The organism is Stappia stellulata (assembly GCF_020176715.1).
Taxonomy (GTDB): domain Bacteria; phylum Pseudomonadota; class Alphaproteobacteria; order Rhizobiales; family Stappiaceae; genus Stappia.
This window is the reverse complement of sequence record NZ_JAIVMF010000027.1, coordinates 1-14,157: the sequence shown is the minus strand read 5'-3', so window position 1 is coordinate 14,157 and position 14,157 is coordinate 1. Positions and strand designations below refer to the sequence as shown.

At 66.3% G+C, this 14,157-nt stretch carries 4 protein-coding genes; 3 read left to right on the top strand and 1 reads right to left on the bottom strand.

Features of this window, described 5'->3' with window-relative positions; translation table 11 throughout:
• Positions 1-45: 45 nt before the first annotated feature.
• A complete protein-coding gene (locus LC092_RS21220; RefSeq protein WP_263627221.1) occupies positions 46-8,325 on the bottom strand; it encodes a beta strand repeat-containing protein in 8,280 nt (2,759 codons plus the stop codon).
• Between the two features lie 286 nt (positions 8,326-8,611).
• On the opposite strand from LC092_RS21220, the gene LC092_RS19700 reads away from it, so the two are divergent.
• From LC092_RS19700 to LC092_RS19690, 3 genes are all read left to right on the top strand, one after another.
• Positions 8,612-10,309 carry a peptidase domain-containing ABC transporter gene (locus tag LC092_RS19700; RefSeq protein ID WP_224809298.1) on the top strand — a complete coding sequence of 566 codons (1,698 nt, stop codon included), beginning with the start codon at positions 8,612-8,614 and terminating at the stop codon, positions 10,307-10,309.
• Positions 10,310-10,319: 10 nt separating this feature from the next.
• A complete protein-coding gene (locus tag LC092_RS19695; protein ID WP_224809297.1) occupies positions 10,320-12,533 on the top strand; it encodes a peptidase domain-containing ABC transporter in 2,214 nt (737 codons plus the stop codon).
• A gap of 172 nt (positions 12,534-12,705) precedes the next feature.
• Positions 12,706-14,037, top strand: coding sequence for an HlyD family type I secretion periplasmic adaptor subunit (locus LC092_RS19690; protein WP_224809296.1), 1,332 nt, complete (start codon positions 12,706-12,708; stop codon positions 14,035-14,037).
• The last annotated feature ends 120 nt before the right edge of the window (positions 14,038-14,157 follow it).

Below are 14,157 nucleotides of genomic sequence, written 5' to 3'. Positions count from 1 at the left end.
CGCCCGCCCGAAAGCCTGGCAGCCCGTCCGGGCGCGTCTATTCCGTCACTGCCACTGGATCTGCTCGATCTCCTGGAAGTCGATGCGGCTGCCGTCCTGCATGTCGATGTAGCCGGCCGCATCCTGGGAGAGATCCAGCTGTCCGTTGGCGCTGTCGTCGGTCAGGATGCTGCCCTGGGTGATCGTCACCGTCCAGTCGGTGCCATAGTCGCCGAGCTGCATGGCGCTTCCGTCGCCCAGTTCCAGGATATCGATCCAGCTGTTGCTTGCGCCGCCGGCGACCGTGTCGTTGCCGTCGCCGAGCGTATAGAGGAACAGATCCGACCCGTCTCCACCGTAGAGGGCGTCGTCGCCGGTGCCGCCGACCAGCACGTCGTTGCCCGCGCGCCCGTCGAGGAAGTCGTCGCCGGCGTTGCCGTAGAGCGTGTTGCCGCCGGCATCGCCTTTGAGCACATCGTTGAAGATCGAGCCGCGCACGTCCTCGACATTCGAGACCGAGCCCTTGTCGCCATAGGTCCACTGGTAGGTGCCCGTGTCGTGGTAAGGTCCGATGTCCGTCACACGTCCGCTGTCGAGATCCACACCGATGCCGTAGCCGTTTGTCCAACCGGCCGGGCTTGTGGAGGTCGAGAAGTCGACGAGATCCGTGCCGTCGCCGCCATCGATCTGATTGCCCGCGTCGTTGTAGAGCACGTTGTAGTGAATGATGTCGTCGCCCGCACCGGCCCAGATCGTGTCGTAGCCCGCGCCGCTGTCGATGACGTCGTCATAGGCGGTGCCGGCCATGTTGTCCGAGCCGCTCGTGCCCGTCACGGTCTGGCCGTCCGCCCCGTCGACATGCACCCGAAGTGCGGTATGCGTGGTCGCGGTATCGCCGTTGAGCGCTTCCGTCGCCGTTGCGGAGACGGTCAGGTGCATGGTGCCGGTGTAGTTGGACGGCGGTGTCGCGCGCAGATCGGCGAGGTTCCAGCCGGTCACGTCGGCGCTTGCCCCGTCGCTCGTTGCGGTGAAGGTATTGCTGCCATCAGAAATCACCGTGCCGTTCGGCAGGCCCGATATGGCAAGCGACAGCGCTTCCGAACCGTCCGTGTCGGCGAGACTGCCGGAAAGGTCCGGCAGGTCGATCGCCGTGTTCGCCCCGCCGCGTGCCGCGTCCTCCAGCGTTTCGGCGATCTGGATGTTGTCGAGGAACATGCCGCGCCCGCCGCTCGTATCGACGCCGGCCTCGCGGAATTCGATCCGCGTCGGATCGCCGTCGCCGGGCAGGGTGATCGTGTAGCTCTGCCACACCGGCTGGGAACTGACCGTCCCGTCGGCCGAGAGCGTGGCGATCACCTCGCCGTCCCAAAGGATTTCTATCCGGTTGACCGTGGCGTCGTAGCCGGGCCGGCCCGCATAGTCGAAGGTCAGATCGTAGGAGCCGTTCGCTTCCGTTTCCACGGTACGATAGATGTTCGGCGCATCGGGATAAGGTGCGGGATCGTCGTCGTCGTCCTGCACGTTCGGGTCCATGTTCAGTTCGATGTGCGTTGTCGAGCCCGGGCCGGATGATGTTTCGATGCCGTTGCGCACCTCGATCATGCCATCGGAGTTCCAGCCTTCGTAGCTGGCCATGAAGCCGGATCCGCCGCTTTCGAAATCGGTGCTGAAGGCGTTGGTCGTCGTGGAGCCGACCGCGACCCTCGGCGCGTCGGCGACTGCGGTCACGTCGACGAGGGCCCATGAACTCGCACTGTACTCACCGTCCGTCACGGTGAACCTGAACGGCACGTCGTTCGCCGCGTAGTCGCTCGCCGGCGTGAAGGTCCAGGTACCGTCGCCATTGTCGGTGATCGCGCCATAGGCCGGATCGAGCGTGACACTGGAGACAGTCAGAGTGTCGCCATCGACGTCTGAGCTGTTGGCGAGCAGCTGCGCGGCGGTGATCGTCAGGCTGCCATCCTCGGCGACCGCGCCGAGATCGACCAGTCCTGCGCTCGGCCCCTCGTTCACATCCGTGACGTCGATGGTGAATGCCTGTTGCGATGTCGATCCGTCGCTCGAGGAGGCCGTGACCGTCACGACGACCGATGCCTCGCTTTCGTGATCGAACAACGCGCCATCCGCGACGATCACATTGCCGTCGGCGTCGATCGCGAACCGCGGATCGTCGATCGCATAGGTGACCGTGTCGGAGACGTTCGCGTCGTCGGCATGCACGGTGATGCCGGTGGCGGTTCCGGCCGTTGCGTCCTCGGCGATGGCGTTGCCGGCCGCGTTTGTGTCGGATACCGGTCCCACGGCCTGGGCAACGAGGTCGCCGGCGAGCACGTCGCCGTCGGCGAAGCGGAAATTCTCCACGCCGACAACCGTATCGGTTCCTTCCGGCGAGCCGGGCCGCAGGTCCACCACGGTAAAGGTGCCATTGTCGTTGTAGGTGACATCGTAGTCGGACCGGTTGCCGGCATAGACGGCCGTGTCGGTTCCGTCGCCGCCGTCGATGAAGTCGTCGCCCGCGCCGCCTTCGAGGGTGTCATCGTCCTGCTCGCCGTAGAGGCGGTCGTCGCCGGTTCCGCCGATCAGCGTATCGTCGCCGCCGCCGGCCCAGATCGTGTCGTTGCCGGCGCCGCCGTCGAGATGGTTGGCATCCGTGCTGATGATCTCTCCGGGAGCGTCGTCGATCCGGTCGTCGCCCGCCCCGCCATAGACCGTATCGGCTCCGGTGCCATAGTCGATGCGGTCGTTTCCGTCGCCGCCATAGACAATATCGTCCCCCGCGCCGCTGTAGATCTCGCCGCCGTCGTCATGCGCGCGGATCGTCTCCGCCGCTTCGGTGCCGGTGATGCTCGTCTCGCTGACGCCGGTGTCGGTGAAGACGCCATCGCCATCCGCCATCCGGTAGGTTTCGGCGACATCCGTCACCGCGACGACGAAGGTCTCCGCATTGCTTGACCCATCCGTGGAGGTCGCGGTGACCGTCAGGGACAGCGAGGGCTCGCTCTCGTAGTCGAAGCTCGCGCCATTGGCAACACGGACAGTGCCGTCGGGATCGACGATGAAGCGGGGATCGTCGACGGAATAGCTGACACTGTCGGTGGCATCGGCATCCGTGGCGCTGGCGACGATGCCGATGGCGGTGCCGGCGGTGGCGTCCTCGGCAAAGGTGTTGGCGGTGGCGTCGGTATCAACCACCGGCGAGACGCCGGATTCATTCACGTCCGTCACGTCAACGGAGAAGGTCTCCGACGACGTGCTTCCGTCGGTTGAGGTGGCGGTCACCGTGAGGCTGACGGCTCCTTCCGTCTCGGCATCGAAGCTTGCGCCGTCGGCGACGCGGACGGTTCCGTCGGGGTCGACGGTGAAGCGGGGATCGTCGACGGAATAGCTGACGCTGTCGGTGGCGTCTGCATCGGTGGCACTGGCGACGATGCCGATGGCGGTTCCGCCGGACGCATCCTCGGCAAAGGTGTTGGCCGAGGCATCGGTGTCGGTGACGGGCGAGACGGCGCTCTCGTTCACGTCGGTAACGTCAACGGAGAAGGTCTCGGAGCTCGTCGAGCCATCGGTTGAGGTCGCGGTCACTGTGACGTTGATGCTTGCTTCCGTTTCCGCATCGAAGCTTGCGCCATCGGCAACGCGGAGGGTGCCGTCGGGATCGACGGTGAAGCGGGGATCGTCGACGGAATAGGAGACTGTATCGGTGACATCCGAGTCGGTGGCGCTGGCGACGATGCCGATGGCGGTTCCGCCGGACGCATCCTCGGCCAGGGTGTTGGCGCTGGTATCCGTGTCGGTGACCGGCGAGACGGCGGATTCATTCACATCCGTCACATCGACGGTGAAGGTCTCCGAGCTGGTGGAGCCGTCCGTTGAGGTGGCGGTCACGGTGACGTCGATGCTGCTCTCAGTCTCCGCGTCGAAGCTGGCGCCATCGGTGACGCGGACGGTGCCGTCGGGATCGACGGTGAAGCGGGGGTCGTCGACGGCGTAGCTGACGCTGTCGGTCGCGTCGGCATCCGTGGCGCTGGCGACGATGCCGATGGCGGTGCCGGCGGTGGCGTCCTCGGCCAAGGTGTTGGCGGTGGCGTCGGTATCAACCACCGGCGAGACGGCGGATTCATTCACGTCGGTGACGTCGACCGCAAACGTCTCGGAACTGGTCGAGCCATCGGTTGAGGTCGCGGTCACTGTGACGTTGATGCCGGCTTCCGTCTCCGCATCGAAGCTTGCGCCATCGGCAACGCGGAGGGTTCCGTCGGGGTCGACCGTGAAGCGGGGATCGTCGACGGCGTAGCTGACGCTGTCGGTGGCATCGGCATCCGTGGCACTGGCGACGATGCCGATGGCGGTGCCACCGGTCGCGTCTTCTGCAAGCGCGTTGGCCGTCGGATCGGTATCGACGACGGGCGAGACGGCGCTCTCGTTCACGTCGGTGACGTCGACCGCAAACGTCTCGGAACTGGTCGAGCCATCGGTTGAGGTGGCGGTTACCGTCAGGCTGACGCTTGCTTCTGTTTCCGCGTCGAAGCTTGCGCCATCGGCGACACGCACGGTGCCGTCGGGATCGACCGTGAAGCGGGGGTCGTCGACGGAGAAGCTGACGCTGTCGGTGACGTCGGCATCGGTGGCGCTGGCGACGATGCCGATTGTTGTGCCGCCGGTTGCATCCTCGGCCAGGGTGTTTGCGCTGGCATCGGTGTCGGTGACCGGCGAGACGGAGCTCTCGTTCACATCGGTGACGTCGACGGTGAAGGTCTCGCTGGAGTTGCTGCCGTCCGTTGAGGTGGCGGTCACCGTGAGGCTGACGCTTGCTTCCGTTTCCGCGTCGAAGTTGGCGCCATCGGCAACGCGGACGGTGCCGTCGGGATCGACCGTGAAGCGGGGATCGTCGACGGTGTAGCTGACGCTGTCGGTCGCGTCGGCATCCGTGGCGCTGGCGACGATGCCGATGGCGGTGCCGGCGGTGGCGTCCTCGGCAAAGGTGTTGGCGGTGGCGTCGGTATCAACCACCGGCGAGACGGCGGATTCATTCACGTCGGTGACGTCGACCGCAAACGTCTCGGAACTGGTCGAGCCATCGGTTGAGGTGGCGGTCACCGTGAGGCTGACGCTTGCTTCTGTTTCCGCGTCGAAGCTCGCGCCATCGGCGACACGGACCGTGCCGTCGGGATCGACGGTAAAGCGGGGATCGTCGACGGCGTAGCTGACGCTGTCGGTGACATCGGCATCCGTGGCATTGGCGACGATGCCGATGGCGGTGCCACCGGTGGCATCTTCGGCAAGCGTGTTGGCCGTCGCATCGGTGTCAGTCACCGGCGAGACGGCGGATTCATTCACATCCGTCACATCGACGGTGAAGGTCTCGCTGGAGGTACTTCCGTCTGTTGAGGTTGCGGTCACTGTGACGTCGACGCTCGCTTCCGTCTCGGCATCGAAGCTCGCGCCATCGGCGACACGGACGGTGCCGTCGGGATCGACGGTGAAGCGGGGATCGTCGACGGCGTAGCTGACGCTGTCGGTGACATCGGCATCCGTGGCGCTGGCGACGATGCCGATGGCGGTTCCGCTAGACGCATCCTCGGTAAGGGCGTTGGCCGTCGCATCGGTGTCAGTCACCGGCGAGACGGCGCTCTCGTTCACGTCGGCGACGTTGACGGTGAAGGTCTCCGACGACGTGCTGCCATCGGTGGATGTGGCCGTGACGGTGACGTTGATACCGGCTTCCGTCTCCGCATCGAAGCTTGCGCCATCTGCGACGCGGACGGTGCCGTCGGGGTCGACGGTGAAGCGGGGGTCGTCGACGGAGTAGTTGACGCTGTCGGTGGCGTCTGCATCCGTGGCGCTGGCGGCGATGCCGATGGCGGTTCCGCTAGACGCATCCTCGGTAAGGGCGTTGGCCGTCGCATCGGTGTCAGTCACCGGCGAGACGGCGCTCTCGTTCACGTCGGCGACGTTGACGGTGAAGGTCTCCGACGACGTGCTGCCATCGGTGGATGTGGCCGTGACGGTGACGTTGATACCGGCTTCCGTCTCCGCATCGAAGCTGGCGCCATCGGCGACGCGGACGGTTCCGTCGGGGTCGACGGTGAAGCGGGCATCGTCGACGGAATAGCTGACGCTGTCGGTGACATCGGCATCCGTGGCGCTGGCGACGATGCCGATGGCGGTTCCGCCGGCGGCGTTTTCGGCCAAGGTGTTCGCAGCCCCATCCGTGTCGGTGACGCCCGAGACGGCGGACTCATTCACATCGGTGACGTTGACGGAGAAGGTCTCCGAGCTGGTGGAGCCGTCGGTGGAGGTCGCCGTGACGGTGACATTGATGCTTGCTTCCGTCTCCGCATCGAAGCTGGCGCCATCGGCAACGCGGACGGTGCCGTCGGGATCGACGGTGAAGCGGGCGTCGTCGACGGAGTAGGAGACCGTATCGGTCGCATCGGCATCCGTGGCACTGGCGACGATCCCGATGGCGGTTCCGCCGGACGCATCCTCGGCTAGGGTGTTTGCGGCGGCATCGGTATCAACCACCGGCGAGACGGCGGATTCATTCACATCCGTCACATCGACGGTGAAGGTCTCGCTGGAGGTGCTTCCGTCCGTTGAGGTCGCGGTCACTGTGACGTTGATGCCGGCTTCCGTCTCCGCATCGAAGCTGGCGCCATCGGCGACGCGGAGGGTTCCGTCGGGGTCGACCGTGAAGCGGGGATCGTCGACGGCGTAGCTGACGCTGTCGGTGACATCGGCATCCGTGGCATTGGCGACGATGCCGATGGCGGTGCCACCGGTGGCATCTTCGGCCAGGGTGTTTGCGCTGGCATCCGTGTCGGTAACGGGAGAGACGGCACTCTCGTTCACGTCGGCAACGTCAACGGAGAAGGTCTCGGAGCTCGTCGAGCCATCGGTTGAGGTGGCGGTCACCGTCAGGCTGACGCTGGCTTCCGTCTCCGCATCGAAGCTTGCGCCATCGGCAACGCGGACGGTGCCGTCGGGGTCGACGGTGAAGCGGGGATCGTCGATGGAGTAGCTGACGCTGTCGGTGGCGTCGGCATCCGTGGCACTGGCGACGATCCCGATGGCGGTTCCGCCAGCGGCGTCCTCGGCAATCGTGTTGGCCGTCGCATCGGTATCAACCACCGGCGAAACGGCGGATTCATTCACATCGGTGACGTCGACCGCGAAGGTCTCGCTGGAGGTGCTTCCATCGGTGGAGGTGGCCGTCACGGTGACGTCGATGCTTGCTTCCGTCTCCGCATCGAAGCTGGCGCCATCGGCGACGCGGACGGTTCCGTCGGGGTCGACGGTGAAGCGGGGGTCGTCGACGGAGTAGTTGACGCTGTCGGTGACATCGGCATCCGTGGCGCTGGCGACGATGCCGATGGCGGTTCCGCCGGCGGCGTTTTCGGCCAAGGTGTTGGCAGCCGCATTGGTATCGACGACGGGCGAGACGGCGGATTCATTCACATCCGTCACATCGACGGTGAAGGTCTCCGACGAGGTGCTTCCATCGGTGGAGGTCGCGGTCACTGTGACGTCAATGCTTGCTTCCGTCTCGGCATCGAAGCTGGCGCCATCAGCGACGCGGACCGTGCCGTCGGGATCGACGGTAAAGCGGGGATCGTCGACCGAGTAGCTGACGCTGTCGGTGACATCGGCATCGGTGGCGCTGGCGACGATGCCGATGGCGGTGCCGCCAGAAGCATCTTCGGCCAGGGTGTTTGCGGTGGCATCCGTGTCGGTGACGCCCGTGACATCAAAGAGGTCCTGCGGCTGCGATCCGCTTGTGGCCGTTGCCGGCGCGGCATCCTGCGGTGCGCCTTCCGCGCCGCTGCTGTCGCGTGCGACCGGGGCGTCGTAATTGCTGTTGCCGGAGGGCGCCGCCGGGGAGGAGGAGGCAGCCGCCAGCGGGCTGACGGCTTCGGCGGACGCGCGATAGGTCGAGGAGCCGCTTGCCGTCGGGATCTCCCCTTCCGGCGCGACTGTCCCCTGTCCCGGGTCGTCGGCTGCCGCGCCGCGCCGTGTCGCGACCGGGTCCGGGTCGACCGGCTCGGCCGGGGCGCCCGAACCCGAAGCGCCGTCGCCGGTCGCGGGCAGGGCCGCGCCCTGCTGGATCATCGCGGCCAGTGCCGCGCCGCTTACGGCCCCCAGATGCAGGCTTGAAAGCGTCGTCTCGTTGGAGACCGGATCGGACGGGTCGTGGTCGTATTCGTGCGCTTCCTTCAATGCCTTGCGATCGGCATCGACCCGGTTCCTGACGGCGATGCCATCCTGTCCGCCCGACGTGACCGCGTTGCGCGGACTGCCGGGCGCAGGGGCGGGCGTCTGGGGGGTGTGCGATGTATCGTCGGACATGGGATCCGCCATTCGGGTTGTGACTTTGCCCGATCAAAGCGGCCAATCCTCTGCACAATCGTTAAGTCGATTGCAGAAAGCCGGGTTTTTGGCGGTTTCCGGTCAAGAGGACGGATTCTTGGTAAAGAAATTTAAAAGAAAATAGCTGCAATCTCGGCAAATGACGACGCCAGTCCCCCAGTCCGGCCGACCCCGCATCTTCGCGCGGCTGCGGCAGATCCTTCCTCGCATCGCGGTGCCGCGATCGGGGGGCGGGACGGTTGCGTCGCCGCCACTGAGCGCACCGGTGATCGCTGCGTCGATCCTCGTCAACGGCTTGTCGCTGGCCCTGCCGCTGACCGTGTTGCAGGTCTATGACCGCATCCTGCCGAATGCCTCGACCCATACGCTGTCGCTGCTGATTGCCGGCCTCATGCTCGTCATGGTGCTCGATGCGGGGCTGAAGATCGCCCGGGCGCACCTGATGGGCTGGTCGGCCGCCTCTTTCGGGCACCGCATCGGCCTGGAGGCGTTCCGCCGGGTGGTGCAGGCGCCGCCGGACATGCTCGGCGCTACCGCGCTCAGCGACAACATGCAGCGGTTCGGGTCGCTTGGCGCGGTCGCGGATTTTTACGGCGGTCAGACCCGGCTGCTGGCGATCGACATTCCCGCCACCGGAATTTTTCTTGCGCTGATGGCGATCATCGGCGGACCGGTCGCGCTGGTTCCCGTCTGTCTCATCGCGATTTTCGCGGCCCTGAACATACGGCGGAACAAGGCGGTGACCGCGTCCATCGAGGCGCGCAGCGAGAGCGATTCGCGCAAGTACGACTTCGTCATCGAGGTGTTGTCGCATATCCAGACCGTGAAGGCGCTGGCGCTGGAGCCGCAGATGGTGCGCCGCTACGAGCGCCTCCAGCGCCAGGTCGGAGAATGCAGCTACACGGCGATCCAGCTGGCGAACAGCTCCCAGAACGCGATCAGCCTGTATTCCTCCATCGCCACGATCGCGGTCGTCTTCGCCGGAGCATTTCTGGCGATCGGCGGCTCCTTGAGCGTGGGCGCGGTCGCGGCCTGCACATTGCTCACCGGGCAGGTCATCCAGCCGGTGCTGCGCGGCATCTCGGCGCTTGGCGAAATTCAGCGAACCCGTCACGACGTGGTCGAGGGGTTGCGCCTGTTCGAGCTGCCGGAACAGCAGGCGTTCGACGGCACGCTTGAGGACTTCGGCGACGGCATTCATGTGCGCGACCTGTCGTTCCGCAGCAAGCGCAAGGCCGGCGCCCGGTTCGAGAACGCGTCGTTCTCGGTCGAGGCAGGCACGATCACGGGCATCCGAGGTGTGGACGGCAGCGGGCGATCGACCCTGATGCGCATTCTGTCCGGCGATCTCCAGCCGGACGGCGGCACGATCCGCTACGGCGGCCACGATCTCTATGGGCCGGCGCATCCGCTGCTGCGCGAGCGGATTTCCTATGTCGGTCCGGCCGCGCCGCTGTTTCGCGGCACGATCCTTGAAAACCTCACGATGTTCGGCTGCAGCGCGACGCCGGAGCGCGCCCGGGAGGCCGCAGCCCTCATCGGCCTGGAGCATGACATCCACCTTCTGCCGAACGGCTACGACACGGATCTCGGCGTCGGGGTCATGGAGGCGCTTCCCGGTTCCACCAAGCAGCGCATCGCGATTGCACGTGCGCTGGCGCGGGATCCGCGCGTCCTGATCCTGGACGAGGCGAACGCCCCACTCGACCAGCGCAGCGAGGCCCTGCTGATCGAGGCCCTGAAGAGCCTGCGCGGACAGATGACGATCCTGATGATCAGCTATCGCCCGTCGCTGTTGAAGGTGTCGGATCACCTGCTGGAAGTCGCCGACGGGCGGGTGACGCCGGTCGAGCCGGAGGCGCCCCAGGAAACTCCCGCTCCCGAGGTCGCGGCAACCGGGGCCGACACGGTGGCGCCCGCGCCGGCTCGTCCGTTTTCGATCAGCGGCAAGCTGACGGCATGAGGGATCACGCATGACGCAGGGTATCGCCGAAACCGATTGCAACGAAAATCCGCCGCCGAGGAACGCGGTCCATCGCCAGATCGATGCGCTGGCGAAGGCGCTGCGCCGACCTGTGGGCAAGGGGGAGGCGCAGCGGGACCCGGCGCATGGCGATCCGGCCGGCCTTGAACCCTGTCTCAGGGTGTTGCTCGAGGCGCTGTCCTGGCGCGGCAACGAGCGCCTCATTTTCGAGGCGATGCCGCATTTCGACGGGTTGTTCTCGGTTCACGACCTGCGCGCGGTGCTGAGCCGGCTGGACCGCCCGACCCGCCGCCTCAAGGGCGGGACGGTCGCGGTGCGCGACGGTCATTTTCCGTGCATCTACGCCTGCGACGGCCGTGTCTATGTGCTGCTCGGGATGTTGTCCGATGGCGGTTTCCGCGCCTTTGACGCCGGCACGCGCTCGGAAATCGCGCTCCGCCCGAAGGCGGGCACGGGCAGCGTCTTCGTCTTTCGCGATGCCGACGACACAACAGACGCCACCGAAGCGCGGCGGCGCGGCTGGCTGGGCTATGCCCTTGGCCGGTTTCGCAAGCTGACCCTGTCGATCTTCGTCCTCGGCTTCGTGCTGAACAGTCTTGCGCTCGCAGTGCCGCTCTTCGTCATGGCGGTCTACGACAAGGCCATCGGCGCCAAGTCCGTGTCCGTTCTTCTGACGCTGAGCGTCGGGATCGCCGTGATCCTGGTTGCGGATTACCTGCTGAAACGCATCCGCGCCTCATTGCAGGCCTATCTCGGGGCGCGTCTGGATACGACGATCGGCAACGAGGCCTTCGTGCAGATCCTGCATTTGCCGCTTGTCCTTACCGGATCGGCGCCGATCGGCGCCCAGCTGGCGCGGCTGCGCCAGTTCGAGGGCATCCGGGAAATCTTTACCGGGCCGCTGGCGAATGCCGCGGTGGATCTTCCCTTCTCGCTGCTGTTTCTCGGCGCGATCGCGATTTTCGGCGGGCCTCTGGTCTGGCTGCCGGTGGTGCTGATCGCGCTCTATGCGATCATGGCGGTCTTCGCGATCCCGAAAATGCGCAGCGCGATTGCCGCATCCGGCCAGGCGAAGTCCAATCTCCAGAACCTGACCATCGAAACGATCACCCATCAGGGCTCGATCCGCGACCTGTCGGCCGAAACGGTCTGGATCGAACGCTACCGCAAGCTGTCCGCCGATCACGCGGAGAAGAACCTGCGCACCCGCATGATCCAGCAGACGGTGCAGGCGCTCTCGCAGATGCTGATGTCGGTGTGCGGGGTCGGCATTCTCGGGCTCGGCGCGGTGCAGGTGCTCAACGGCGACATGAGCCAGGGCGCGCTCATCGCGGTGATGGCGCTCGCATGGCGCGTGCTCAACCCGCTCAACCAGGCGTTCCTTTCGCTCAGCCGCATCGGCCAGGCGCAGCAGACCGTCGAGCAGGTCAATGCGCTGATGCGCCTGCCGCAGGAGCGCACGCCCGGAGAGGCGCCGTCGATGAACCGCCGGTTCAAGGGGGCGGTGGCGATCAACCAGCTGGTGTTCCGCTATCCCAACAAGAGCGAACCGGCTCTGCGCGGTGTCGATCTGCGGGCAAAGCCGGGCGAACTGATCGCCATCGCCGGACCGAGCGGCGCGGGCAAGTCGACCCTGCTCAAAATCATTCTCGGCCTTTATCCGCCGCAGGGCGGCTCGGTGATCGTCGACGGGCTCGACATCCGCCAGCTCGATGTCGGCGAATGGCGCCAGTCCGTGGGCTATGTGCCGCAGACGGCGGAGTTCTTCTACGGCACGCTGGCGCAGAACATCCGCCTGTCCAATCCGCAGGCAAGCGACGAGGATCTGGCGCGCGCGGCGGCGGAAATCGATCTCCTGTCCGACAAGGTGCTGCTGCCCGACGGCTTCCAGACGCGGCTGTCGAGCCAGGTGCTTCGCCGGTTGCCGGATTCCCTGAAGCGCCGGATCACGATCGCCCGCGCCTTCGTGCGCGACGAGGCGCTCTACCTGCTCGACGATCCCGGCAACAACCTCGATTTCGAGAGCGACCGGCTGCTGATGGACAAGATCCGGGCGCTCAAGGGGCATGCCACGGTCTTTCTGGTGACGCACAGGCCGAGCCACATGCGGCTCGCGGACCGGGTGATCTACATGCGCGACGGGCGCATCGCCGCGCAGGGAACGCCGGAGGAGATCGTGCCGCGGATCATGAATGTCGCCTAGGCTGTGGCAGCCTTGTCGCGCCCGGGTGTGCGGGGCGGGGTCCCGCCTTGGGGATATGGCGCAAATTTGAGCGCCGGTCGCATGTCCGCCGGCCTGTTTCACACGCTCTATTAACGCTCGCCCCCCTAAACTGGGGCTGGATTGAGTATCGCGTTCCAACAGGGGGCTCCTCGTGCAACCGCCCGCACATTCGCGCAGTGTTTCCGGACGCCTGTCGCTCCCGCTCGAGCTGGAGGACGGCGAGCCGCCGCGCGCGATCGGCCGAACCCTCTACATTCTCTGCGGCCTCGTGATCGCGCTGCTGCTGTGGGCCAGCATCGGCGAGATCCGCGAGGTCGCGCCGACGCGCGGCGAGATCGTCCCCTCCGGTGCCGTGCAGCCCGTGCAGCATCTGGAAGGCGGCATCGTCGAGAAGATCCTCGTGCGCGAGGGCGACCTCGTCGAGGCAGGCGCACCGCTGATGCAACTGCGGGCGAGCGACGCGAGCAGCGAACTGGCCCGCATCCGCGTGCGGCTCGACTGGCTGACGCTGGAAGACGAACGGCTCGACGCGGAGGCGCTTGGAGACGCCGGCGGCGGCGCGGGCCTGCGCGGCGTCAACGGCCGGATCGCGCTCAGCGACCGCCAGCGCGACGCCTTTCTCGCCAATCTCCGCTCGCGCAAGAAGGAACAGGATGCGCTCGCCGCCCGGGTCGATCAGCGCGAGGCGGAAGTTGCCGGCCTCGTGGCGCGAAAGGCGCTGCTGGAGCAGCAGCTCGAGACGGAGCGCGAGAAGGTCGCGATCCAGAGCGAGCTCCTGAAGGAAGGCTATACCTCGCGGCGTCGCTATCTGGAGGCCAAGACCCAGCTGCATGCGGTGGAAAACGACCTTGCGGCCGTGACCGGTCAGCTGGCGCAGGCCCGGGCCGGCCTGGCGGAGGCGCAGGCGGGTCTGGCCAAGGCGCGGGCCGATGTGCTGCAGCAGGTCGCGGAACAAAAGAGCAAGATCGGCGAGGAACGCGCCGAGCTTCACGAACAGCTCGCCGGCCTTCAGGACCGGGCCGACCGGCTGGTCGTGCGCGCGCCGGTCGGCGGTCTCGTCAAATCGATCGAACAGTCGGGAACCGGATCCGTGGTCAAGCCCGGCGATCTCGTCGCCGAAATCGTGCCGCTCGAGGAGGATCTCGTCGCCGAGGTCAAGGTCGAGCCCAAGGACATCGGCCATATCAAGGAAGGCGACGCGGCCGACGTGCAGGTGACCAGCTACGACGCCAGCCGCTACGGCTCGGTTCAGGGCACGGTGCGCACGATTTCCGCCTCAAGCTTCAAGGACGAGAACGGCGACGCTTATTTCAAGGCGGTGATCGCGCTGGCCGCGCGCGAGGTGGGGTCTGGCGAAAACACCCGTCCGGTGCTGCCGGGCATGGTGGTTCAGGCGAATGTGGTCACCGGCTCCAAGTCGCTGATGCGCTACATGCTCAAACCGATTGTGCGCTCGCTCGACACGGCCTTCGGCGAGCGCTAGCTGTGGTTTCTCAGAAGGTCATTCACCCTTTGGAGGGGCGGCAGGCCGTTGAGAGCGGAGTGTTGTCTTGCCCGGTTGAACCAGTCAAGCCATCTGGGGAGGTCCGCGTTTCGGGCTTGC